Annotated in this window: 21 protein-coding genes and 1 pseudogene; 8 read left to right on the forward strand and 14 right to left on the reverse strand. The window is 41.9% G+C overall.

What is annotated here, in order from left to right; translation table 11 throughout:
• The 4 genes from V7K46_RS10955 to V7K46_RS10970 form a co-directional block, all read right to left on the reverse strand.
• Window positions 1-3,488 (reverse strand): nSTAND1 domain-containing NTPase (locus tag V7K46_RS10955; RefSeq protein ID WP_442939830.1); only part of this gene is annotated, 3,488 nt, incomplete at its 3' end.
• A 61-nt stretch (window positions 3,489-3,549) separates the two neighbouring features.
• Window positions 3,550-3,738 carry a hypothetical protein gene (locus tag V7K46_RS10960; RefSeq protein WP_298904329.1) on the reverse strand — a complete coding sequence of 63 codons (189 nt, stop codon included), beginning with the start codon at window positions 3,736-3,738 and terminating at the stop codon, window positions 3,550-3,552.
• Window positions 3,735-3,938: a hypothetical protein gene (locus V7K46_RS10965; protein ID WP_335112940.1), complete on the reverse strand. Its 204-nt coding sequence runs from the start codon at window positions 3,936-3,938 to the stop codon at window positions 3,735-3,737. The genes V7K46_RS10960 and V7K46_RS10965 overlap by 4 nt, the downstream gene beginning before the upstream one ends.
• 27 nt (window positions 3,939-3,965) lie before the next feature.
• A complete protein-coding gene (locus V7K46_RS10970) occupies window positions 3,966-5,315 on the reverse strand; it encodes an ATP-binding protein (RefSeq protein WP_335112942.1) in 1,350 nt (449 codons plus the stop codon).
• Window positions 5,316-5,609: 294 nt separating this feature from the next.
• Between V7K46_RS10970 and leuC the strand changes: the two genes are divergently transcribed.
• From leuC to V7K46_RS10995, 5 genes are all read left to right on the forward strand, one after another.
• The gene (leuC, locus tag V7K46_RS10975) at window positions 5,610-7,013 is read left to right on the forward strand and encodes a 3-isopropylmalate dehydratase large subunit (RefSeq protein ID WP_335112944.1); all 1,404 of its coding nucleotides are present in this window, start codon (window positions 5,610-5,612) and stop codon (window positions 7,011-7,013) included.
• Between the two features lie 90 nt (window positions 7,014-7,103).
• Window positions 7,104-7,712: a 3-isopropylmalate dehydratase small subunit gene (leuD, locus tag V7K46_RS10980; protein WP_335112946.1), complete on the forward strand. Its 609-nt coding sequence runs from the start codon at window positions 7,104-7,106 to the stop codon at window positions 7,710-7,712.
• A 168-nt stretch (window positions 7,713-7,880) separates the two neighbouring features.
• Window positions 7,881-8,444: a hypothetical protein gene (locus tag V7K46_RS10985; protein ID WP_335112948.1), complete on the forward strand. Its 564-nt coding sequence runs from the start codon at window positions 7,881-7,883 to the stop codon at window positions 8,442-8,444.
• 59 nt (window positions 8,445-8,503) lie between these two features.
• Window positions 8,504-8,977, forward strand: coding sequence for a DUF4209 domain-containing protein (locus tag V7K46_RS10990; protein ID WP_335112950.1), 474 nt, complete (start codon window positions 8,504-8,506; stop codon window positions 8,975-8,977).
• Window positions 8,978-9,415: 438 nt separating this feature from the next.
• Window positions 9,416-10,987, forward strand: a complete 1,572-nt coding sequence (locus tag V7K46_RS10995; RefSeq protein WP_335112952.1) for a calcium-binding protein — start codon at window positions 9,416-9,418, stop codon at window positions 10,985-10,987.
• 1,455 nt (window positions 10,988-12,442) lie between these two features.
• Here the strand turns inward: V7K46_RS10995 and V7K46_RS11000 are convergent.
• From V7K46_RS11000 to V7K46_RS11025, 6 genes and pseudogenes are all read right to left on the reverse strand, one after another.
• Complete coding sequence (locus V7K46_RS11000) at window positions 12,443-12,766, reverse strand: hypothetical protein (RefSeq protein WP_335112954.1); 324 nt, start codon at window positions 12,764-12,766, stop codon at window positions 12,443-12,445.
• 228 nt (window positions 12,767-12,994) lie between these two features.
• On the reverse strand, window positions 12,995-13,708 hold the full coding sequence (locus tag V7K46_RS11005; protein ID WP_335112956.1) for a gamma-glutamylcyclotransferase: 714 nt from the start codon (window positions 13,706-13,708) through the stop codon (window positions 12,995-12,997).
• Between the two features lie 115 nt (window positions 13,709-13,823).
• Window positions 13,824-14,048: pseudogene (locus tag V7K46_RS11010) on the reverse strand (HAD family hydrolase); the annotation flags it as partial.
• Window positions 14,049-14,106: 58 nt separating this feature from the next.
• Window positions 14,107-14,856, reverse strand: coding sequence for an SDR family NAD(P)-dependent oxidoreductase (locus V7K46_RS11015; protein WP_335112958.1), 750 nt, complete (start codon window positions 14,854-14,856; stop codon window positions 14,107-14,109).
• A 113-nt stretch (window positions 14,857-14,969) separates the two neighbouring features.
• Entirely contained in the window at window positions 14,970-16,463 is a 1,494-nt protein-coding gene (locus V7K46_RS11020; protein WP_335112959.1) for a DHA2 family efflux MFS transporter permease subunit, read from the reverse strand.
• 494 nt (window positions 16,464-16,957) lie between these two features.
• Window positions 16,958-17,962 carry an LLM class flavin-dependent oxidoreductase gene (locus tag V7K46_RS11025; protein WP_335112961.1) on the reverse strand — a complete coding sequence of 335 codons (1,005 nt, stop codon included), beginning with the start codon at window positions 17,960-17,962 and terminating at the stop codon, window positions 16,958-16,960.
• 88 nt (window positions 17,963-18,050) lie between these two features.
• Here V7K46_RS11025 and V7K46_RS11030 point away from each other — a divergent pair, with 88 nt between their 5' ends.
• Window positions 18,051-18,308, forward strand: coding sequence for a hypothetical protein (locus V7K46_RS11030; protein WP_335112963.1), 258 nt, complete (start codon window positions 18,051-18,053; stop codon window positions 18,306-18,308).
• Between the two features lie 161 nt (window positions 18,309-18,469).
• On the opposite strand, the gene V7K46_RS11035 is transcribed toward V7K46_RS11030, so the two are convergent.
• Window positions 18,470-18,739: a hypothetical protein gene (locus V7K46_RS11035; protein WP_335112965.1), complete on the reverse strand. Its 270-nt coding sequence runs from the start codon at window positions 18,737-18,739 to the stop codon at window positions 18,470-18,472.
• A 265-nt stretch (window positions 18,740-19,004) separates the two neighbouring features.
• On the opposite strand from V7K46_RS11035, the gene V7K46_RS11040 reads away from it, so the two are divergent.
• Complete coding sequence (locus tag V7K46_RS11040) at window positions 19,005-19,952, forward strand: glycosyltransferase family 2 protein (protein WP_335112967.1); 948 nt, start codon at window positions 19,005-19,007, stop codon at window positions 19,950-19,952.
• 141 nt (window positions 19,953-20,093) lie between these two features.
• Here V7K46_RS11040 and V7K46_RS11045 read toward each other — a convergent pair whose 3' ends face one another.
• Both V7K46_RS11045 and V7K46_RS11050 read right to left on the reverse strand, forming a co-directional pair.
• A complete protein-coding gene (locus V7K46_RS11045) occupies window positions 20,094-20,831 on the reverse strand; it encodes a chromosome partitioning protein ParB (RefSeq protein ID WP_335112969.1) in 738 nt (245 codons plus the stop codon).
• Between the two features lie 2 nt (window positions 20,832-20,833).
• On the reverse strand, window positions 20,834-22,213 hold the full coding sequence (locus V7K46_RS11050) for an AAA family ATPase (RefSeq protein ID WP_335112971.1): 1,380 nt from the start codon (window positions 22,211-22,213) through the stop codon (window positions 20,834-20,836).
• A 264-nt stretch (window positions 22,214-22,477) separates the two neighbouring features.
• On the opposite strand from V7K46_RS11050, the gene V7K46_RS11055 reads away from it, so the two are divergent.
• The gene (locus V7K46_RS11055) at window positions 22,478-22,849 is read left to right on the forward strand and encodes a zinc ribbon domain-containing protein (RefSeq protein ID WP_335112973.1); all 372 of its coding nucleotides are present in this window, start codon (window positions 22,478-22,480) and stop codon (window positions 22,847-22,849) included.
• Between the two features lie 214 nt (window positions 22,850-23,063).
• On the opposite strand, the gene nblS is transcribed toward V7K46_RS11055, so the two are convergent.
• Complete coding sequence (gene nblS, locus V7K46_RS11060) at window positions 23,064-25,010, reverse strand: two-component system sensor histidine kinase NblS (protein ID WP_335112975.1); 1,947 nt, start codon at window positions 25,008-25,010, stop codon at window positions 23,064-23,066.
• Window positions 25,011-25,159: the final 149 nt, after the last annotated feature.

Raw genomic sequence — 25,159 nt, forward strand, 5'->3', positions numbered from 1 at the left:
AGGGTTTGCAGAAGTTTGCCTGTGGCTGCATCCCAGAGTTTGATGGTCTTATCATCACTTGCAGAAGCCAGCCTTTGCCCATCGGGGCTGAACACGACGCTAATGACCCTATCGCTATGTCCTTCTAATGTATTCAGTTCTTGGAATTTGTTCTCTGTTTTTAAGTACAAAGCTTTCTGCAATGTTCTCACAACCCGCATCTGGGTATCTACCGCTACCTTACCCGCGTTTTTTAGTTTTCCGTTCGCTTTTAAGCCTTCTGTCAGTGCATTCCAGATTTGGCCAGAGGCAGAAAAGGTGTCTGAAGAGTTAGCAAGGGCGTTTATTTCATTAATTTCGGCTTGTTTTTTTAGGTTATTTGCCTCTCTTAGCAATGAAAATGCTATCCACACCTGTACAACCACAATTAAACCTGCGGCTAGAGAACCAAAAATGCTGCGTTTGAGAAAACGATTAAATTTTACCTCACTCAGTTTTCTTTGTTCTCGTTCTTTTTCCAGTTGCGCCATTACCTGCTTTAACTTCGGTTCTTGTTGCTGGCGGATAAAGGCGGCGATATAGTCATGTACCAGTTGATAACGGTCAGCCGGGTTTTCTGGTAGCAAAACCACCAAGCCGGATTGGACAAAAATTTCTACAATCAAATCTAATTTGCTGATATCAAAAGCTTTATCCTCCCTAGCTTCTGATCCCCCCGCCTGCGGCGACCCCCTTAAAAAAGGGGTGGAAGAAACTAAGCCCCCCTTTTTAAGGGGGGTTGGGGGGATCTCCGACAAGTACTCCTGTAAATCGCGTTCCAACTCAGCGCGAGTCTTTAACGGGCGAGTTCCTTTTTCATCCGTCAGCAAATACAGTAATAATTCCGCCGCCTGCTGATTTTCAACACCGCAATCTTCAACAACTTCATTCAAATAACGCTTAACCAATTCGTCCTTAGTGCCACCCTGCCGATATTCTGCCAGAGTTGTAATATTCTCAGTTTGCAGTTGCGCCCCCACAACCTGTAACTCAATGGGACGAACTTCACCCAATTCTCCGGCTAAATCTTGTACAAGTTGTTCAACTAAAGCATCTTCTAAGTGAAAGCTAGTATTTTCAGTTAAACGCTGAATAATTGACTTGGTATCAGCAGGTGAGAAGTTCCCCAATTTGTAAAGCACATTATTACTGAGAATGTCATTGCCAATAATCTTGAGACTGGACAAATCATTGCACTCCAGCAAGTAATGGATGTAATCTACCCGCAGCGATAAGATAACTTTCACCGATAGAACATTCAGACACTCTCCCAGAAACTCAAAGAATTGCTTCCTTTGTGCTGGTTCGGTGTAAACAAAGAAAAATTCCTCAAATTGATCAAAAATTAACACTGTGCGGAGGTTGCGCTGTTCGTTTTCTTTAAGTCTGGATATTAAATATTGCGGAGTTCCGAGTTCTGAGGTCGAACTTTGACCTTCTGAGGCTGAACGTTGACCTTCTGAGGCTGAACATTGACCTTCTGAGGCTGAATGTTGACCTTCTGAGGCTGAATGTTGACCTTCTGAGGCTGAACGTTGACCTTCTGAGGCTGAACGTTGACCTTCTGAGGCTGAATGTTGACCTTCTGAGGCTGAACGTTGACCTTCTGAGGCTGAAAGTTGACCTTCTGAAGCTGAACGTTGACCTTCTGAGGATGAAAGTTGACCTTGTAACTCTCCCTCATCCTCCCCATCTCCCCATCCCCCGGTTGGTGAGCGAAGTCGAACCACATCTCTCCCCAAAAGCTTCCCCAACTCTTCCACCCAGTTGGTGTAAACGCGCATTACCACCGGCAAATAATCTTGAATACCGATCGCTTTATTCTTTAAAGCTGGTATCAGTCCCGCATTCACCAGGGAACTTTTGCCGACACCCGATTGCCCATGAATGACTATCAGCTTATAATCAGGGCGACCCATGCGTTCAATCAAATGTTCTACATCCAATAGGCGACCAGATGCAGCAATTTCTGGGGCAATATTTCCTTGGGGAGAGTTTGAGCGCAATGTCTCTACAAATGCCTGTTTTGTAGCTTCTAACCTACCTGCACCAATAAAAGCCCGCAAACCAAATTGCTGTTCAATGGAACGCCGTTGCTGTTTGATTTTGTATGCTTGGAGATATTCTTTCTGCTGAAAGTAAAGCTGCTGCAAAAAACTGAGAATATCCAAGTAAAGCCTGACATCTTCTAGGGGATTACCCACATGCCTAGCAGTTTCTAAGCTGAAAGTTGCCTGTTTAATTTGACCTAAATGGTATTGAGAACAACTTAAAATAAACTGATATAAGCTCAAATCATTTGATTTAACATCTCTTTCGGAAATCTCAGATAAAACCCCTGAGATATTCGCTGATTCCAAATTGGGAATCGCAGCAAAAACTTCCAAAGCTTGCTGAACAAGCTGATTTGCTTTCACCCAGTCTTTTTGAGCCAAAGCCACCTCAGCTAAAAAACCGTAATCCTTGGCTAATTCCCTTAGCTGGTTGTTAGTTCGATGGATTACTAAAGCTTGTTCTGAAAGACTCTGCAACGTTTCCCACTTTTGCAAGTCTCGCAAAATATCACCGAATTTAATTGCTGTATTAGCAATTAAATCTGGATTGTGAAACAGGTTAATAAAATTTATATACTCTCGAATATAATACCAAGCCGCTTGCCAATCTGGATGATTAATATCTGGATTTTTCAAAGCTTTGAGATAATAACCAACGCCAATCTCACCGAGAATTTTTGCCTGCCTTTCTAAATTATTACTTTCCTGCCAAAGCTCTAAAGCTTTGTGATAATGCTGTAGCGCCGAATCTTGGTGATTATTTCTCTGTTTGATAAAACCTAACAAAGATTCTAAATCAGCTTGAATTTCTAAATTATAAACATCTGGCTGATTGAGTAAATCTCTTTGCGCTGTTCCTAACTCATTTTCCAGCTTAATATATACATCTACGTTCAACTTTAAGTTATTACTAAACCATTGATTAGCCGTTTCGATGATAAAATCTACTAATTCCTGTGTTGATATGGCAAAGTTCCTTGTAGTCGCCCAACTTTCCAAATCAGGCGCAAGCTGGATTAGTTGCTTATAGATTTCATCGTCAATCCACAAGACTAAGGGAAAAGTAAAATTCTTGCGAAACTCTTCCCGCACCTGATTAGCAGAAGTTAACATCACAGACAAATTCTGCACTGATTCCAAACCCACAACCATCACACAGGCTGGCATTTCTTCGCCGAATTCTGACTGAATCGCAGTATAAAGAGTTTTGCGAGATTGCTGCATCGCCAAGACATGAATTTCGACTTGACAAATTTCCCGCAATCTGGAGATTAAGCGATCGCGCTCTCTAGCATAATTACACCGTGCCAAAATCAGCTTAAACTGTCCCACAGAGGACTCAATCGCCCAAGCTAATTGTGCAACAGAGCGATCGCTATTTACATGGTCATCTTCTGATGGTTGCGAGTCTGTCATAAGTCATAAGCTTACGTAAATCTAGAGTGTAGGAGGCAAAGGAAGAATTAAAGACTACAAGTTAAACTTCCTGGCGTTTTAACTCCTGTATCAATACTTGAGTGCGTTTGCTAGCTTCTCTTGCTTGCTGTCTAAAATACTTGGCTTGTTGACGGTCACTTAAACACACTTCAGATGCTTTTCTACTAAATTCGACAGCTTGTTTACTGAGTTCTTTAATACGAGTCTTTAACTCTGGGATTGTTTTCATATTTCCTCCTGTTCTGAAATTACAATCTCTAAATTTTCTATCTCTTCATAAAGTCTATCTGCTCTACTAGCTAGTAAGCTAGCGTCCTCAAAATCGTTGTTTTCTACGGCTTTATCCGAGGCTGAATACAATTCTTCTGTGATTTGGTGCAGTTGTGCATAAGCTTTTAACAAAACATTTTTGGTTTCTGGTTTCATCATCTAATTATTCATCGATTCCCTGATTCCTCACTGCAACTCCCTTGCTTCTGCCAAAACCGGATTAACATCAAACCAAGACTCGCCACCATCCCGATATTCAAACACAAACCGACTGCGGATCAGTTTTTGATATCCCTGGTCATCACTCACCTTTTTCCTTTCCTTGACATGACGTAACAATTGCCACTCATCATCAGAAATCGGCAACATTATTTCATTGCGACGAGAACGAATAACTTGCTCTAAGGTTTCACGGGTTAAAGGAAGACTCATCTCTTCCATAATCCAGGTATTCAGCAGCCTCAGCACGTCCCGCACATGACCACCGCTCATTTTACATAACCGCTCTAGGCTAGCAGCACTATCAAAAATCTCCGTAATTTTATTTAAACGCTCCTCTGGTGTCAAATCAGGAAAAGCTCTAGCTAGTACCATCTGCTGCATCAGTGCCATTCCCTCTACATGAACACTGCCATCAGTCTTTTGTACAGGTACCATTGGTAACACCTTGGGATCTTCTGGGAAACGCTGAGTCAGCATTCCGTAATCATTGGAAAACTTCAAAGCCAAAGGCATAGTGTAGAGGAGATGACAATTAAGCTTGGTCAAAAACTCACCCTGATCGACAAATAAATATTCCTGCTGCGGACGACCCCAAGCTTTGGCACGATTATCTATGCGGTCAAGATTATCGACAATTACTACCAGACCATTTTTACCCTGCTGTTTGAGTTTAGCCACGGCAGGTTCCAATAATTCTTGATTAATCGCTTCCAGCAGCTTAGTTTTTTGCGGTGCCAAATACTGATTGAGTTTTTCTCGTAGCGTTGGGTCATTTTTCATTTTCGCCGTGATTTCACCAATGCCCACAGACAGAGAAAGCTTTTCTTTTTCAGAGGTGACACCAAAATCGCCGACATTGGGAACCTTAACTTTAACCCCCGTCACCTCGGAGTTTAAGACCTTCCAAGCCCCTTGGAGCAACTCATTAAACTTATTGGGTGACTCTAGGGTAATCTTATCCAGACTTTGACTCACCCGACGAGCGATCGCTAACAGCACATCAGCAATATCGACATCAGTCATTTCCAGATCGTCACTCGACTCAAAATAGACCACATGGAAGCCTAACTTTTCCAGTTCTGCCTGTAACCGTAATAGTTCTGTGGATTTACCACAACCAATATGCCCAGTAAATAGAGTGCAGGTGGGTTCATTGGGCTTAAAAAAAGTAATTTTCTGCTTCAACTTGCTAAGAATATCACCACCTCGGACTGAGGAAAAATCGATGTAATACTTGCCATCAGAGCTATTGTTGACAAACAGAGTTCTGCTGGGATCGCTAGCCTGATAAAATTCCCGTAAATCTATGGGCATAATGCTGGTAGTGCAATTATCTCGTATTGTCCTAGATATCCTTGTTCAAAAGGATAAAGTTATTTACATCATTGCATCTCAATATTTCGGATAATTTTCGCTTTTACCTCTCTTCTTTCTTCCTCTGTGCTCTCAGCGTCTCTGCGGTTCGTTAAGGAAGAATAAAACCACAGAGGCGCAGAGGGCACAGAGAAATAAGAGTGTAAAGATGTAAGTAATATTAAGTGATCTGCAAAAACCAAGACTTTTTTTTGATACTATTTAAGACCGGACTCTTTAAATACTGATTGACGTATGAGCAAAGGTACCCTGTTTGACAAAGTTTGGGACTTACACACCGTTGGTACACTTCCCTCAGGGCTGACGCAACTATTTATCGGGCTTCATCTAATTCATGAAGTCACCAGTCCCCAGGCTTTTGCTATGTTACGCGAGAGAAGTCTAAAAGTACTGTTTCCAGAGCGTACCGTTGCCACAGTCGATCATATTGTGCCAACAGAAAATCAGGCACGTCCCTTTGACGATAGCTTGGCAGAGGAAATGATCCAGGCGCTGGAAAATAATTGTCAAGAAAATAACATAACTTTTTACAACATTGGTTCTGGCAGTCAGGGTATAGTTCATGTCATCGCTCCAGAACTAGGAATCACCCAACCAGGAATGACGATCGCTTGTGGAGATAGTCACACATCAAGTCATGGGGCATTTGGTGCGATCGCATTTGGTATCGGTACTAGCCAAGTCCGGGATGTTCTCGCTTCCCAAACTCTTGCCCTCTCGAAACTGAAAGTCCGCAAAATTGAAGTTAACGGCACCCTGAAGCCAGGAGTTTTCGCCAAAGATGTCATCCTGCATATCATCCGCACCCTTGGCGTTAAAGGTGGCGTGGGCTATGGCTACGAATTTGCAGGTACGACATTTGAGCAAATGAATATGGAAGAGAGGATGACAGTTTGCAATATGGCGATCGAAGGCGGTGCTAGATGCGGCTACGTTAATCCCGATCAAGTCACCTACGATTACCTCAAAGGCAGAGATTTTGCACCCATTGATGCAGATTGGGATAAAGCAGTGGCTTGGTGGCAATCGATCAAGAGTGATGCTGATGCCCAATACGATGATGTAGTCGTATTCGACGCTGCTGAAATTTCTCCTACTGTTACCTGGGGGATTACTCCCGGTCAAGGTATCGGTGTCAACCAGTCAGTGCCTCAACCAGAAGAACTGCTTGAAGAAGACCGATTCATTGCCGAAGAAGCTTACCGCTACATGGATTTATATCCTGGTCAACCCATCAAGGGCACAAAAATAGATGTCTGCTTTATTGGTAGTTGCACCAACGGCAGAATTAGTGATTTACGGGAAGCTGCGAAAATCGCCAAAGGTCGCCACGTTGCAGAGGGCATTAAAGCCTTTGTTGTCCCTGGTTCTGAAAGGGTAAAGGAAGAGGCGGAAGCTGAAGGACTGGATAAAATTTTTCAGGAAGCTGGATTTGAGTGGCGTGAACCGGGATGTTCCATGTGCTTGGCCATGAACCCCGATAAGCTACAAGGAAGACAAATCAGTGCTTCTTCCTCTAACCGCAACTTTAAAGGAAGACAGGGTTCATCTTCCGGTCGGACATTGTTAATGAGTCCGGCGATGGTCGCCACTGCTGCGATTAAAGGCGAAGTTTCTGATGTACGCGAGTTACTGTAACCCCATCTTGTGACAAAGAAAACTCTCTTAAACTTTCTTTCTTTCCTTTGCGTTCTTTGCGTTCTTTGCGGTTCGTTTTTTATAAAAATTATGGTGAGTGAAGTTAAAACAGTTTCAGGGCGCGGTATACCCTTAGTGGGCAATGATATAGATACCGATCGCATTATTCCCGCGCGATATTTGAAAGCCGTAACCTTTGATGGGTTAGGCGAAGGCGCGTTTATTGATGACCGGACAGCACTTAAAGGTGAACATCCTTTTGACCAACCCCAATACCAAGGGGCGAATATTTTAATAGTCAACCGTAACTTTGGCTGTGGTTCATCACGGGAACATGCACCCCAAGCGATCGCAAAATGGGGAATCCAAGCTTTAATCGGTGAAAGCTTCGCCGAAATCTTTTTCGGTAACTGTGTGGCAATGGGCATACCTTGTCTGACAGCCGATGCTGCTACTATTAAACAACTGCAAGAGTTAGTGGCTGCCAATTCCCAAGCTGCCGTGACAGTAAATCTGGAAACTTTGCAAGTGCAGATTGGTGATTACACTGCCGCAGTTGCGATCGAACAAGGGACTAGAAGCACGTTCATTTCTGGGACTTGGGACGCTTGCGGTCAGTTGGTGGCGAATGCTGACCAAGTTTGGGCAACAGCTGCAAAATTACCCTACGTCGGTTGGGGCAATTTAGCCGCGAGTTAGCATTTCCTCATTCCCTGGCTCTGTCGGGGAATGTTAATTTATATGATTTTACCTAAATTATTGAGCTAAGGGACTTCCAGTTAAAAAAACATCCCATTGTAGTATTGGGAAATTAAAGCACAATGGCATCGTCTTGAAAAAGATGCAGAAGAAGAACGCGCAACGCAAATGCAGGCGGCTGAAACTTATGTAAAAGAAGCTGAAGATAGTCTTAAGGGTACAGATGCAAGCTACCTGCGAGCGTCACATTTTATGGAGAAAGCTTTTGAAGCTTTCATGAATGTCCGAGGTACTAAGGAAGAAACTATCGCTGCCAAAGAAAAAGCTGAGGAGGTTCACAAGCTTCTTAACCAGCATCAGGAGCAATCCTTAAATGAGTTAGCTCGGGTTTCTTATGAAACAGATATTAGTGTTCAAGTGAATATAGCCAGATCACATGTTAAAGGTAAAGAATTTGATAATGCACTCTTTTATCTAGCATTTCTAGGAACACCACCTAAAGTCTCTCACCTTCGACAAGAAGTCTTAAAAATAGCTTTTGAAAATCCACTGTCTTATTTCCGATTTGGAATGATTAATCAGATGGGTAAAGTTGTAGCTCGTCAATCCAAGTCAGTTTTATCCAATAATCCAGATGAAGTAGAAGCGGCAATTCTTTATAAAATGTACCAAAATGGAGTTTCTTATCAAAAACTTCACGCCCAAGCTTATATTGAGCCAGGTATCAAATAAATCTGGAACATAGTGTACAAGTAAAAGACTTATTTCCATTTGTTTCAAACAACCCTTTTGTGCCACCTGATAGAGAACATCTATTTGCAAAAGGGCTTTACGCTGGATTAACCGGAGACTTCTTCACATCCACCCATATTCTCATTCCTCAAATTGAAAACTCTATTCGTTATTTACTGCGAAAGCAGGGTGCGCTACCCTCAAAAATTGATATCGATAAGGGAATTCAAGATGAACGTGATTTGAATACTACTCTTTTTCCTCGCAACTATCCACAAATAAACTCAATTTTTGATGAAGACACACTTTTTGATCTCCAAGGCTTGCTAATCGAACGTTCTGGTTCAAATTTAAGAAACCGTATGGCTCACGGTTTAATTAATGACGATGGATTCTCTAGTCCTATAATGTCTTACCTCTGGTGGGTTACATTAAGGCTTTATTATTTGCCAATCTTGGAATATCAACAGCAGGTTAAAAACTCCAATCCTTGGGTTAAGTTTGATGGTATTTTCAAAGATGACCACATTTAGCTCTCTTCAGAGACGTGAGTTGCAACTGTGTAATCAATATATTTTAAACCGTGTATATACTTTGTTGTTAAGTGGTAATTTTAACAATTATGTATTTAATCCTCGCACACCAGAAGCACTATTTTGAACTTTAGCGAAAATCGTCCAATCAGTTGAAAGCTAGCTTGCGAAAGGCATTCACGAGCCATTCTTTCTTTTCTATATGAGCTGAAAAGTCAGGATGTAATAAGGGCTGTCTGCAAAGTTTATAGTGAAGAAGTTTTACAAAAAAAAATATTCTGCATAAAAGAAAAATATATCCCTGAATAATAGTTAGCAGCTAAAAACTATAGGTTTCGTAGTTCGGAAACAGAAACTAGTACTTTCATACGTTTTCCTAGAAATGAAGTACTAGTACATCATTACTCACTTAGAAATCAAGAATTAGGAGTATTAATCATGGCAGTAAATTGGATTCCAGGCCCAGGACCAACCTATAGATCAGATACAGGTATTAGTAATGCCGCTTCTGATAGTTTCAGTGGTTTAGGTGGAAATGACAGCCTCTATGGTAATGCTGGAAATGACAGCATCTATGGTAATGCTGGAAATGACCTCTTACGAGGTGGCGATGGTATCGACTTTCTATTCGGTGGGGACGGCAACGATACCCTAGTAGGCGATCGTGGCAACGACACTTTCATTGGCGGAGCCGACAACGACCGACTGATCTGGAACAACGGTGACGGTAGCGACAGAATCAGCGGTAACGCTGGCTATGACGTAGTTGAGGTCAACGGCGCGGGTGTAGGAGACAACTTCCGTCTGCAAGGAAACGCCCAAGGAAGAGCAATCTTTGATCGGCTCAACCTGGTTCCCTTCACTTTGACTGTAGACAGCGTAGAGAGGTTTGAAGTTAATGGTGGTGGTGGTGATGACATCTTTGATGTCAACGACCTGACAGGAACAGGCGTAAATACAGTATCGTTCACAGGCGGTGCTGGAAATGATCTGCTTGATGGTACTGGCACAACTACACCGTTAATTGGCTTTGGTGGTGTTGGCAATGACAGCCTCTCTGGTGGTGCTGGCAATGATATTCTCTATGGTGACGCTGCTAATGATCTCTTACGAGGTGGCGATGGTATCGACTTTTTATTCGGTGGGGACGGTAACGATACCCTACTAGGAAATCGTGGCAACGACACCTTCACTGGCGGAGCCGGTAACGACCGACTAATCTGGAACAACGGTGACGGTAGCGACAGAATCAGTGGTAACGCTGGCTATGACGTGGTTGAGGTCAACGGCGCGGCGGCTGCGGGAGACAGTTTCCGCCTGCAACGAGACACCCAAGGCAGAGCAATCTTTGATCGGCTCAACCTAGTTCCCTTCACCCTGACTGTAGACAGCGCAGAGAGGTTTGAAGTTAATGGTGGTGGAGGCGATGACATCTTCGATGTTAACAACCTGGCGGGAACTGGCGTAAGTACAGTATCGTTTACAGGCGGTGCTGGAAATGACCTGCTTAGTGGTCGTGGCACTGCTACACCGTTAAGCGGCTTTGGCGGTGTTGGCAATGACATTCTCTATGCTGGTGCTGGCAATGACAGCCTCTATGGTGACGCTGGTAATGACATTTTACAAGGTGGAAAAGGTAATGATATCCTGACGGGCGGTAGTGGTAGCGATCGCTTCGTGTTCAGCTCAGGCGTTCCGTTCTATAGTGCTGATCTGGGTGTAGATAGAATTACTGACTTCAGCCCCAATGACAAAATTGTACTGGAGCGGTCAACTTTTATCGGACTCGATAGTCCCCTCCAGATTAAGATAGTAGCTAATGATGCAGCAGCAGCAACTAGCTCTGGACTCATTACTTACAGTCTTGGAACTGGCAACTTGTTCTTCAACCAAAACTTGACATTACCAGGCTTTGGGACAGGTAGTCAATTTGCCAACATTGATAACGATAACAATATATACACATTACCACCAGTATTAGCAGTTACGAACTTTGAGATCGTTGCATAATCACACTTCTCTCAAAATCCATAGAATCTAAGGCATGTCTGCAAGCTTGCAGTTAGATCCTAATAGCCGCAATCATCAACATTGCTAAGTAGGGGTAATTGAATCTTCCTCGTACTTCAAGTACGGGGAGGATTATAATTTCTTCGCGTTGATCTGTGTACATCGGTGTTTCATTACAAAGATATTGATTTGGAGTATTTTAAACTCAACTATTATAGAAATTTCTTATTTTATAAAAATTCATATTTTGATTAAGTTGTATTAAGTTTACGCGAATAATTCTCAAATATGCGACGAATTTGTTGTGTTTGAGGACTTGACTAAAAACACTCACTTTTGATATCCTCAAATAACTCGATAAGATTAGCACCGAGTTTAACATTTTTGGCTCATTGCTCAGATTGTTGCTATTTTGAAAAAAACTTGCAATGCCTTCCGCAATCTCAATTTATACCATTAAGATTTAACTTGTTACAGATGGCTTATAATTATACAACCATTTAGAAAAATCTTCATTGATTCTAATCATCAGGTGTGAGTCAAATCTTACTTTTCATAATTTTAGAACTCACAGGACTTACGCAAAATCATGATAAAACGTAGACGCAAAGCGGCTTGCCGCAGGCTACCGCAAAGGACGCATAGACACGTTCGCGGAGCGTCTCCAAGAGTTGTGGCTTCCCGCAGGGTACGAATAAGAGTTTCAGAGAGTTCTTGCGTAAGTCCTGACTCAAATAAAAAACTGAGCCAATAAGATTGACTCAGCTTTAAATAATGTTGTAGTTGCCTACACTGAATCCCCAGAGACTAACTGCGATCGCGTTCGTACTCCTGTGCAGTTTCGTACTCATGCTGAAACTGTTCTAGCTGTTTGACTCTGCTTTCTAATTGCTCCCGGCTTCGGTCTAATTGTTTAATCATCAAAAATAATACGTTTTTATCAAAATTTTCAAGTGTCTGTTTCCGAGTTGAAAACTCCTTTATCAACATAAGTTATTTTGTAATCTACAACAGTTAGCGTTATCGACCCAAACTGTCCTTGCGGACTGCCAAATGTAATTTTATATCCCTCTGGGTTGTAGTTTGAAGTAAGATTTTATTGAGCCGCTTCTATTATTACTTCAATAGGGAAAGATTGGAAATCATAAACAGACGATTGACCGTCATTTAATTTATAGATAAATTTTGATTTTTCACCCGAATTACAATAACTCATGTTAACAGCCCGTATAGCTCTATTTCTCCTAGACAGAAATAGTTGTGACCAGAATAATCATTACCATCTTGAAGTACTTTAAAGTATGAATAAGCAATATTTGATGCAACAGGAAGCGATAGCCATTGATTCATTGCATTCAAGGAAGTATTATTTACTTGAATGTCCAAATCTAACCAAGTAGTACCGTCGCTACTACCTTGTAGCTTTCAAGTACGGGGGTAGTAATTAACATTGCTTCAAGTCTTTATAGAATAATAATTGCATTTTAAAGTACTATTATTAAGACCGAATGACACCCACTGATTAGCTTGATTTGCAGTATAAAATTCACTATTATATCGGTTAGTTAGTGACACTACCGAACCATTCTCAGTTGAACTCGCTGACACGGTAAAATTAATACCTGCGGGATTTGCCCATACAGTACTTCCCTTGTTTGTTCCAAGATAATAGAAGACTCCGTTAGCATCGCCGCTAGAAGCAAAAGTAAGTTGGTGACCGTTAGTAGTTGAGCCACCACCTGCACTAGATAAATCTGCTAAAATGTCACCCCTTTGCATCGAGCGAACGCACCTACATTCAGTAAATCGTAAACTTTGTCATATTTATCTGAATTAAACAATCTGCTTGGGAAGCAAACACTGCACCTGAGTCTGGGCGATCGCTGCTCAAACTCATTTTTTCCAGAAATACTCAGTGATTGTTTTTCGGGAATAATTCTTTTCCATAATTTCAAATCTAGATTTTTCTAGTATCGGTTTAATTATTCAATTAGAGGTTTACAACAGTTATTCTGAAGTAGTAGTTTGAGTAGAGTTGCCACTAACTAAAAGCGCTTGTTGTTTTGCCAGCACTTGTTCGCGTAATAAGAGTAATTGTCTATCTTTAATGCCTTCTGCGATTAATCCATCGACAGTTTTTATGAGATAATCAGCGCAGTCACCGAATTTTCCAGATGCGGTGGCAATACTATCAACAGTGGTTGTGAATGGTATATGATCAGCGTACCTGGGATGTTGACGATTGGCAACAAAGGCGATCGCTTTGAATTCTTGCGTACCATCAAACATCTTTACCCAACGAGCAACGTAGACACCAGCTAACATCTCACGTCGCCAAATCAGCAGTAATTCTGATGGTACATCGGCAGCAGCAATTCGATAAGCAATACCACGACAACTACCGCCCCGATCAAGTCCTAAGAGTAATCCGGGATTCTCTGGAGTCCCGTAACCGAGGATCATCCATGTACAGAAGCGCCGATGCCAACCATAAATCATCCCAGCACGGCGCTCGACATATGTGATTAGGGGATTCCAAATCAGCGAACCGTAGGCAAATATCCAGATATCAGAATTTGCTGGTTGCTGTTGTAGTGTTTCATTGAGCGATCGCTGTAATTCATCTTCACTCAGAGTAGTTAGCTTTATTCCAGAGTGTGATGCTTCTAATAGTCTTGCCTGTTCATTTCCGGCTTCGAGGTCGCTACGACTGAGTGACATAATAATGTAGATTATTTCCTTTTCTGTAAATTTTCAGTAATTTCACTATAACTTTAAGATAAATTAATTATCATATAACTCCCTTGTCCGTAAATTAAAGTAGGAGCTAACTTTCTCAGTCAAATAATTGCTGTAAGCTACGTAAATTAACATCTGAGTAAGCATTCACAATTAAATCTGCGCTTGAAAAATTCTGCTTATTATGTTTCAATCCAGCAAAAGTAACGCATTTCATACCTGCTTTTTTAGCAGCTTTTATCCGATTTTCTGAGTCTTCAATAACAACGCATTTATTAGGATTAACATTCATGCTTTCAGATGCTAATAAAAAGATATCTGGTTCAGGTTTACACTACCTATCTAAAAAAGGGCACGCCCGTTAAGCCTGCCCTTTAGCTTTAATGTTCTTGTCCCGTTGGTCGGATGAGGATTTCGTTGACATTAACGCGCGATGGCTGGGTGACGGCGTAAACGATCGCAGCTGCAATGTCTTCGCTTTGCAGAGGTGTAATTGCCTTGCGTCGTTCTTCGATGCCTTGTTTGGCAATGGGATCGGTAATTTGGTTGTCAATTTCCGTATCCACCAAACCTGGTTCGATGATGGTGACGCGGATATTGTCCTTGTGGACTTCTTGGCGCAATGCTTCGGAGAGAGCATTCACACCCCATTTGGTAGCATTATAAACACCGACGCCCGCCCGCGCTGTCCGACCAGCCACTGAAGAAATATTGACTATATGCCCTGATTTTTGCGCCTTCAACAGAGGCAAAACAGCGTGAGTAGCATATAGCAGTCCTAGTACATTGAGGTCGAACGATCGCCGCCAGTCTGAGCTATTTCCAGCTTCAATGGTGCCGAGTAAGGCAATCCCTGCATTGTTGACGAGGATATCGACCCTTCCCAATTCTGCATTTGCCTTTGCCACCAAGTTATTTACCTGAGTTTCATCAGTCACATCGGTGACAATAGGCAATGCCTTGCCACCACTAGCTTCGATGCGTTTTGTCAATGCCTGAATGCGATCACCACGCCTAGCAGCGAGTACTACTGTTGCTCCAACTGAAGCCAAGGCGATCGCAGTTGCTTCTCCAATTCCCGCTGAAGCTCCAGTAATAATTGCTACTTTCCCCTCTAATTTACCTGTCATTTATTTAACTCCTTAGTAATTGATAATTGAATATTGGACATTGGACACTTGTACTCAGAGGCTTTGTTGGCGCAGCCTCTCCAAGAGTTGTATTGGGCATTGGGCATTGAGCATTAATTATTCCTCCCCCTGCTCCCCTGCTTCCCCTGCTTCCCCTGCCCCCTGCCCCCTGCTTCCCCTGCCCCCTGCCTCTTACTGCTCCTCAAAACGGATGCAACTGCTGCTCCACAAAGTATTAGGGCTGCGAAGCGAAAAGTTCCTTGGAACCCCGCAACGATCGCCTCAGGAGGGGCAACAGAGACATCTGCACCCGCAGACATGCTAGCGATTAGCGCTCCAAATACTGCCCCGATTAGAGAAACTCCTACTGTGTTCCCTAAAGTACGTGACAAAGACAGCAGCCCAGAAGCAATCCCTAGCCGCTCCCTCGGTACTGCTCCCATAACAGTGCTGTTGTTGGGTGATTGGAATAAACCCAATCCAATGCCGTAAATAAAATAGCGCGACACATAGCCTAACTCAGTAATTTGAGCATCAAAGGTGCTGATCCCCAGACAGCCACCAATCATCAACCCCAGCCCAATGGAGCTGATCACTCGACCGCCAAAGCGGTCTGAAAGTGTTCCCGCTAATGGGGCAATTAACCCACTAAGTACAGGCGACACGGCTAATAGAAGCCCCACTTTTACCGTCGGATAATGCTTGACGCCCTCTAGAAAGAAAGGGACGATCAGCAGTGAACCGCCAATAACAGTGAATGCTAACCAGCCACTTAGCAAACCCATACTCAACTGAAGATTGCGAAACAGGTGTAGCTCTAGTAGTGGCTGCTCTACCATCGCTTCAACTACCAAAAAAGTCATAAAACTCGCAACGGCGATCGCTAATAATATCAATGCATTGCTACTGCTAAAGCCCTGGCTTTGCCCTAGCGTCATACCCAGCCCAAAACTACCCAGAGTCAATAAAGCCAATATGGCTCCAAAAAAGTCAAATTTCTGTTTGCCCTGAATACGTACAGAAGGTGGCACCACCCTAGCTATTAAGAAACTAGCTATGATCCCCAGCGGTACATTGATGAAGAATATACTATGCCAGCCTGACAAGCCCAGGAGCAGTCCGCCAGCGGAAGGGCCAAAAGCAATTCCCAGTGACACTACACTACCGATGATGCCAACAGCCCGACCTCGTTCGGAAGAGGGAAAAACTTCTGTGATGATTGCCAAACCAAGCCCAGAAATGAACACAGCCCCTAGTCCTTGAAGGGCACGAAAGCCGATCAACCACTCAATACCAGGTGCAAAACCACATAATAGCGAGCTGAAAGTGAACACAACAAGTCCCCCCTGATATAAGGACTTTTTGCCCCACATATCCCCCAGGCGCGTTGCCCCCAAAACTAAACTGGAACTGACCAACTGGTAACTCAATACAGCCCATTGGGTCGTTGGGAAACTGGTATCAAAGGCTTGCACCAATGTGGGCAAAGCAACATTGATGATGCCCACATCTAGGGTAGACATGAATACCCCAAGTCCGACACCGAGTAAGACCCAATTTTTTTGAGAGCCTGACAAAGCTAAAGGTTGTGTTTGCAATTGTGCCAACGTTTAGCCTCCACCTTTGACTTTACGGTTGTGAATAGTTTGCATACGTATATTCATTGTAGGGTGCTATCCTGATTACCAAGTTCAGGAAACTAAAGATCAGCTGCCCAAGCTTTATGAAAGTATCGAGTCAATCAATTTTGGATTTTGGATTTTGGATTTTGGATTTATTGCGCCCACTCTTTTGCTGGGCATGGGAATTTTGGATTTTGGATTTATTCCGCCCACTATGAGTACGGCGCATGAACCAAATAATTCTTTGTTCTTTAACAGGACTTACGCAAGAACTCTCTGAAACTCTTATTCCTTTGTGTCCAACTCTTGGAGACGCTGCGCGAATGCGTCCTTTGCGGTAGCCTGCGGCAAGCCGCTTTGCGTCTACGTTTTATCATGATTTTGCGTAAGTCCTGTTTAATCTAAAATCTAAAATCTAAAATCTAAAATTGGCAGTCAATAGCCAGGATGCCTGTATAGTGGGATTTATTTAAAATTGCTTAGGCTGCCTGTGGTTGTTTTGATAACTGCACTTTAGGGGCAACCTCTTGGGCGAATAGCTTCATTGTTTGCCTTACATGCTCATTCGCCAGTCCTGGCAGATGAATCTTGATCCCCAAGCGGTCTACCTGAGTGGCTGCAACATACTCGTTAAGTTGTGCAGCAACAGTTGCGGGGGAACCTACAATGTAATTGATACGCTTCAACATATCTGCTAAGTCTTTCGGCGGCCCTACGGGGATACGTCCTTGACGTTGTGCTTCTATGTATGCTGCTAACTTTTCTCTAACGCTGAAGAATACTTCGGCAGATGAGGCAACTGTCTTTTGAGCTTCGGCATCAGTTTGGGCAACGTACACCAGCCTAAACCCTCGTAATGCTCCAGTAGCACCTGCTTGTCGATAGATATCGCTATAGGTGTTTTGAGCAGCTGCTCCTTCCCCTTGTCCGACTAATAGATTAAGACCAAGTTTAGCAGCTAAGACTATGGTTTCGCGATCGCGTACCCCTAACCAGAACAATTTTCCTAACCCTTGGCGAGGTAGTGGTGTAATTTGGGAGCCTTGTCGCTGGGGTGAAAGGTAGTCTAGTACTTCCAGAAGTTGCTCACGGAAGATTTGATGTTTTTCCTCTTGGCTGAAGCCAGTATGTTCCATATCAGCAGGACTTCCATGACCTAGCCCAAACATCACCCTACCATTAGTTAGTAAATCCAATAAAGATACGGATTCTGCAAAACGTAGTGGACTTTCTAAGGTGAGAATTTTAATTGCTGTGCCAAGTTTAATTCGGGTTGTTTCCCCGGCTAGCCTAGCGATGAACACTTCCGGAACTGGTAATCGACCATAAAAAGGCCGCTCTCTGATAAAATGATGTTCTCCAAAAGAGCAGGATTCAAAACCCAGTGTTTCAGCCAATTGCACATCGGCGATCGTCTGAGCAAAAAATTCCCGGTCTTCAATATTAGGAATAGCCCACATTTGGTGGAACAGTCCAATCTGCATATGATTCCCCTCTGCAAATACTTGGGTTTCCCGTACTTTTGTGCTTAATACCAGACCTGCAATACAGTTTTACAAGAGACAACGGCTGTTGAGCATTTGTAGTGCTAAATTAGCGGCTTCCATCCCAGACTATCTATGTATTTCATCCCTAGCGTTGGCGATTTTGTTTACAGCGATCGCACCAGGCATTTCGTTGATCACAAATGCTCTGGATGAATTGAAAAATTTAGATTTATCCCAGGCATCGACTTCTCAATCGCTGGGAATCTCTTTCCTGCTTGTCATATATTTAATAGAGTACCTAGATACTCTTAACTCCAGACTCCTTCAACTAAATCAACAATAGTGTTCAATAAAATCCGGTAACTTGATAAAGTTACTGTACTTATGCTAGTTAGCAAATTATCATAGACAACTATAAGAAGCAAGCTCTAGAGTTGTTAAAAATTCAACTACCCCTTTCCCTCACTTGCTTGGAGCAAGCATTAGTTAAGGGGCGTTTCGTTTTTAGCCCTCAATTCGTGAGGCAGCGCCTTGGGGAGGCAGCATTGTACCCCTACGGGGAAGCAAGCTACGCGTAGCGTCTCCCTTAGGAGAAGACAGGTTTCCGTTTCCTTTATCTGGTGACTGGCGTCCGGTACCGACTTGAAACGACTGCCGTCTCGCCGCCAAATCAAAGATTATGGGGATAGCCTTCACTGGGAACCAGGTAAAGTTATTGCCCAGACGTTCCTGGCTCAATCCGTGCCCCAAGCTGAAGAACTCGTCCGAGATCATCAGCGTTTCGCCAGGTTTCAATTATCTGTTTAGTATCATCCATAACCAAAATCACTTCCTCCTTGCCCTCAGCATAAAATATAAAGATGTGTATATTATTAATTATTTGGGAATAATAGCTTAGAAAGTAACGATAATATTATTTACGTTATTCAGTAATTTCAAGATGTAAAGGATTTTTGAAAATGGATATAGCTTTATTGGCGATGCATTAAATTAGCAATTGATCTAAAGTTTCTAGATTTTCCAGTTATTAGTATATAACATGCCTAAAATTACTGTTTGCATTCCTACTTTTAATCGTGTTCATCTCCTTCATTATGCAATTGACAGTGTACTGAATCAGTCTGAGCAAGACTTTGAACTAATTGTTTGTGATGACGGTTCTAGCGATCGCACACCTGAGTTGATGTCACAGTACACAGACCACCGGATTAAATATATCCGTCATCTGCAAAATATTGGTAAAAGTAATAATATGCGCTCTGGCTTTGATGCTGCTAAGGGTGAATATTTTATTAAATTTGATGATGATGATCGGCTAACACCCGATTTTCTTGCAAGTACGGCAGCGATTCTCACTCAAGACTCTAGCATTGATTTTGTTGGTACAGACCATTGGATAATTGATATTAACAATATTCGGGATGAGGCAAAAACTCAAGAAAATTCTCAACGCTGGGGTAGGAAGAATTTGGCAGCAGGTATTGTAGATAATTTGTTAGAAGTTGTATTTATTCACCAAAGCTTTCAAATTGGGGCAACATTATTTCGCCGTAAAACTTTGCAAGAATTAGGATATATGCAGCCAAATCTGCAAAATTGTGAGGATAATGATTTATTTGTACGTCTGGCTGTGGCTGGGAAAAATGGCTATTACTTACCAGAATTATTGATGGAATATCGCTCTCATGCAGAGCAGCAAGGTATCAATCGAGCCATTCCTTATTTATTTGATAAAATCCGGTATTTAGAAAGTTATAAATTTGAGTCTGAAAATCTAGAGATAATCAGGAAAAATCGTCTAACTGAAACGCAATTATTATTAGGTTTGCGTTTAATTGAAAAGGGTGAAACGCAAAAAGGCAGAGAGCTAGTTTTGGCGGGACAGTCTTTTTCAACTCCTAAAGCTTGGACTGGTTTAGGATTATCGTTGTTACCAGTTGGGTTACGAGGTAAGGCGTTTAATGCACTGCGACAAGTGCGGAGTTAGGCTATGGGAATGCGTTGACGCAGCCTGCCGCAGGTAGCATCGCCTTTTTTCTATCAAGTACTTGGTGGAAATGTCTCACGCAGAGGCGCAGAGAAAGCTATGCAGAGTTTTTACACTGCGAAGAACTTATTTAACTAACTACTAACTTCTTGACCACTCATCAATAATAGTCAAAATTGTTTTATCACCCAACTTTATTGTTTTATCACCCAAGTTTTTTACAGACTTTACTACATCGCGGTAATCTTCAAACTCTTGCTTCGGTTTCTCACATCGAGCATCAAATATGCCTTTTGCAAGTTTTTCTGCACCAGGAATTCTAGCGCGTTGTAACTTTATAGATAACTCATCTTTATCCAAAGAGTTCAATAAACTGAGTGGATTACTCTGTTCAGTCTTTTGGGGAATAAGGTTTTCAAGTTGCTTTAATTTACTATCTATTTTCTGTCTTTCTTGTAAAAGTTCTGACTTAAATTCATTGAATTGCTTCTCAAGACGTAATTCTAGATTTGCCAGACGTGGTTCTAACTTTGTTGTTTCAGGCTGTGGTGTTACTGGTTTAATAGAAGAATTAATTCCTTTGAGAGATGCAACTTGTTTTAAGGCTACATCCTCGTTTTCAGAAGATATAATTAAAGCACTAACCATGTCACCTTCACTAGGGTTTTTTTCTTTAGCTCTTACAGCAGAATAGTACTCGAAATGCCCATCAACTACCTCATATTGTTCAAAGCCAGTCTTTTTTAAGACTAATGGTTTTAAAATGCCTCCAGATTCTAGTATCAGGTCAGCAAGAATTTCTAAATCAGCCTCTTGAAAGTTTGAACGAGGAACATTAGAAGTAACACTTTCAACATCTACCAGAAAAAACTTAATCATTATTACATCCCCATTTTACTTAAAACTTCTATAGCTAGAAATTCAAACTCAGCGGCGGCTTGATTTGCAGAAGGTTCATTAAGGGCAAAATCAAGAATAGATTTAGGATCAGGTATTTCCATATTTCCCATTAATATAGTTTTATTAATACAAGCAGACAAAGCTGTTCTTTCTGAAATCAAACTATCCATTATTGGCATATTATAACGATCACTAATTACACTTTTATGTTTTGCAAATGTGTATTTGAGATACTGAGCATTAGTAGAGATTTTAGATGGAAGAACACCCATAATAGTAAGAGGTGGCTTTCCTAGACCTTCTTTATTCTCATTAATTTCTTGTTGAATAAAGTTTTTCACACTAGGTAATCCTTGGTTGGAAAATGGCTTTAAGTCTGAAGGAATTATTAGGTAATCAGCAGCAGTTAAGGCAGCTTGTGCATACACATCTAAAGATGGAGGCGTGTCGATAATTACAATATCATATTCATTTTTTACTTTTTCTAGTTTCTTAGCCAGTCTGAAACGACTTGGCCCAGATTGGACAAGATTTTGCTGCAATGCAATCAAAGTGATATGTGAAGGGATAACATCAATTTCTGGATTGTTAAAAAACTTAGATTTGCAAACAATATCTGGAATGAATTTAATGTCATTTTTTTCTAATAAATGATAAACATTACAGGTTTTTAAATCATCATCTTCCTCAAATTGGAATTTAATCAATCCTGTCGCAAAAGTTGTATTTGCTTGAGCATCTATGTCAATTAGAAGAACTTTTTTTCCTTTTTTACTTAATGCAGCCGCTAAATTTATAGCAACTGTAGTTTTACCTACGCCGCCCTTATGATGGTAGATTGCAATTGTCTTCATTGAATGTTGCCTTTTTGCTTCCAAAGTTGAATTTTTTTCAGCTATTTGAACTTCTGGTTTATCTACTAACTGTTCTTCTTTTAGACTCTCTCTACCAATTAAACTTTTAATTGTATCTAACTTTATCTCAACTTCTTTCCCAGAACATTGAAATACTAGTTGAATATCAGTCTGCAATTTTTGATAAATTCTAATTTCTTTGCCATTAGTCAACAATCCATACCTTACATTCAAACTGGTTAAGTAATGCCTAAGTCTGAGGACATGATTATTTAAGTTTTGTTTGGGATGCTTTGCCTCCATGACGACACTCAGCGGTGAGTTGGCATTTAAGACAAAGGGAATCACTTGTGCGGCAAATGCTAAGAAATCTAAGCGGATGCTACCAAGGACAACTTCTTGATGCCAGGTGTCAGGAGTATAACCTAGCTGCGGTAGCAAATATTGCACTATAAGTTTGCTTTCAACTTCGCTTTCGTTACGGCACAGCTCAGGATTAAAAGGCAATATTTTTCTACCTCTAAATAATTATTGGACGTGGGATAAAAGCTCATATTTGCTCGATTATGGCATAGCCTTAATTATTTGGAGTGATAGAAATCACTTAGAAAAATATAAATAATCATCATAAAATTAGTACTTTTACTGTTAAAATAACCAATTTTGAGAGCTAGCCATATTTAAAATTAACAGGCTACGTATGTATTTCCCCATTACCCTTGTAAATGGCTAGAATCAAAGTGTTTACTTAACTTATTTGCACTAAAGGTTTTGGCTACTGTATCTTGTCCCCACTGCCATCAACTCATTGATAGTCAAGCTATTAATTGTCCCTATTGCCGGACAACACTCAAAGCTTACGGTCATCCTGGTATTCCATTGCACCGCGCCACTGGGGAGGGATATCTGTGCGACACCTGCACCTATCACGCTGATGATACTTGCAATTTTCCTCAGCGTCCTTACGCCAAAAAATGTACTCTCTACCAAAATATTGAAGAGACAAAGTTAGATTTGCAACAGCAGCGTTCTACTAACAGTTTTGCAGTAACTGTGAAAAGTTGGGTAAAACGCAATCAGGGTTTGCTGTTGCTATTAGGTTTATTATTGGTCTGTTTGTTATTCGTTATATTAAGGTCTTGATTTGTGTTTCGTGGGGAATAGGGAATATAACGCTTCTGTGTTGAGTCTAATACAGACCTAACCCCCAGCCCCTTCCCTGCAAGGGAAGAGGAGTAAGATTCCATTCCTCTCTCCTTTTAGAAGGAATGGAAGTGAGGTCAGAGTGTATTCCATCTAAACGATAACCGCTATAGTGAATCGTCAAAAATAACAAACAATATCCAATCCTTAACCTTCAGGCTGTGGTAATTTTGGATGCCTCAGCAATAGGTTCAACTTGTATCGGTGGCGCTTTTTCCTCAAAGGCGGCTAAGTCGAACCAAAAAGTGGTGCCAATGCTGACTTCACTTACTAGATGGACTTTACTACGATGTCTATCGATGATATTTCTGACAATCGATAAACCTAAACCCGTGCCTTCTAGGGTGTGAACTCGGTTTTCGACACGGAAGAAGCGTTCAAAAATTGAGTGTTGGTCTTCTGTGGCAATGCCAATTCCAGTATCGGAAATTTCAATCCGCACTGGAGAAGATTGGGTGTGACTGGGTTTGAAATCTACTTGGTAGGCGCGGATTGCCACTTTACCACCGGCTTTTGTGAATTTAAGGGCATTACCAATCAGATTGCCAAACACTTGTACTAACAGATCATAATTACCCATTACCAGCGGCAAATTAGGAGCAACTTCCTGAACAAGTTCAACACCTTTATCTTTAGCATTGAGTTGGTAAGTACGCAGGGTTTGCTCGATCGCTTGGGCTAAATCCACACCATCGAAATTATACTGACGACCAGATTCGAGTTTTGACAAATCCAATACATCGTTAACTAGGCGGGTTAAGCGATCGGTTTCATGGTTGACAGTTTGCAGAAACTCTTGCCGTTCTTGTAAAGCTAAGTCTTCGCCGTAGTCGTGCAGGGTTTCAATATAAGTTTTGATGTTAAATAGAGGCGTTCGCAGTTCGTGAGAAACGTTGCTGATAAATTGGCTTTTTGCATCGTTTAGCTCCACCTCACGGGTAATATCTTGGATAGTAATCGCAATACCTTTGATGCTTTCTGTTTGTACGTTGAGTACTGTAGTCAAGAGAATGCGAATCGTCCGTGGGATGGGTTGGTTAATAAAAATTCGGAATTCGGCGCTTTCGCATTCACCTGCTGCCATTTCGTACAAGGGACTGGTGATTTCCATTTGTACCGCTGGCGGCAAGTGATGCAACACATTGCAGCCTACCACTTCAGCGGTTTCCCAGCCAAAAATTCGCTTTGCCGTGGGGTTGACTAAAATCACCTGCATGTTGTTATCAATTAACACAGCACCATCTGCGATCGTTGAAACTAAGGTTTCTAGCTTCGCTTTTTCTGCGGTCAGTTCCTCAATATTCTGTTCTTCATAGCGCTCTAATCGCTCTGCCATTTCATTAAAGCTTAAAATTAATTCCCCTAGTTCGCCCCCTAAAGGTAAATTAATCCGCTGCTTGAAATTCCCAGTAGTAATTTGCTTCACCCCCACTAGCAGTTCTTTTATTGGCTTAGTGATGGTCAAGGCGTTAATCACTCCTGCCAAAATCACCATTACCCAAATTGTGATAAAAACGGCAATGGTGACATCACGGGTAAAATTGGTGGAGATGACAGCGGTCTGATTGGGGTTGATACCGATCGCTAATACACCTAAATATTTTTTATTGACGATCAGGGGAATAAACACATCGGTGACTGTCCCATCTGGGGTCATGTGTTGCCGCACCATTGGCTTTTCCCCATCACCAGGGTAATCTTCGGGCAGTTGTATCCGCCGTTTAATCGTCAGGGAGTTTTCTACTTCCGCTTCCCAAAAAGGAATGCCAAAAAATATTTCCCCAGTTTCATCAGCGTAGAGCATATAACGCACACTAGAGGTGCTCCTGTAGAAGCGTTGTGAAAATTGGGCAACCTCAGTCAGATTATTATCAGCAACTAGGGGGGCAACGTTGGCAGCAAGCAGCAACCCCAAGTCACGACCGAAGCGGGTATCATTCATCCGCGCATCCTGCTGAATTGCATTCACAGCCCAGAAGGTCAGACCACTCATCACCAACGAAACCACCAATGTCGCCACAGCCAGCAGTTTGGTCTGGAGTGTGAACTCAGCCCACCAACTAGCGATCGCATCTCGAATTGTTTTAAACAGACTTAGCATCTTAAATAAAGTTGTTAATAGTCTTTGTTATAAAGCCCAACAACTAAAAAATTAACAGTTAATTTGACAAAAATGTTAGGGGCATTGGGCATAACTCCTGACTTTGCCAATTTTGGATTTTAGATTTTAAATTTCTCCTTCAATCCCTT

The organism is Nostoc sp. (assembly GCF_036917395.1).
GTDB lineage: Bacteria > Cyanobacteriota > Cyanobacteriia > Cyanobacteriales > Nostocaceae > Nostoc.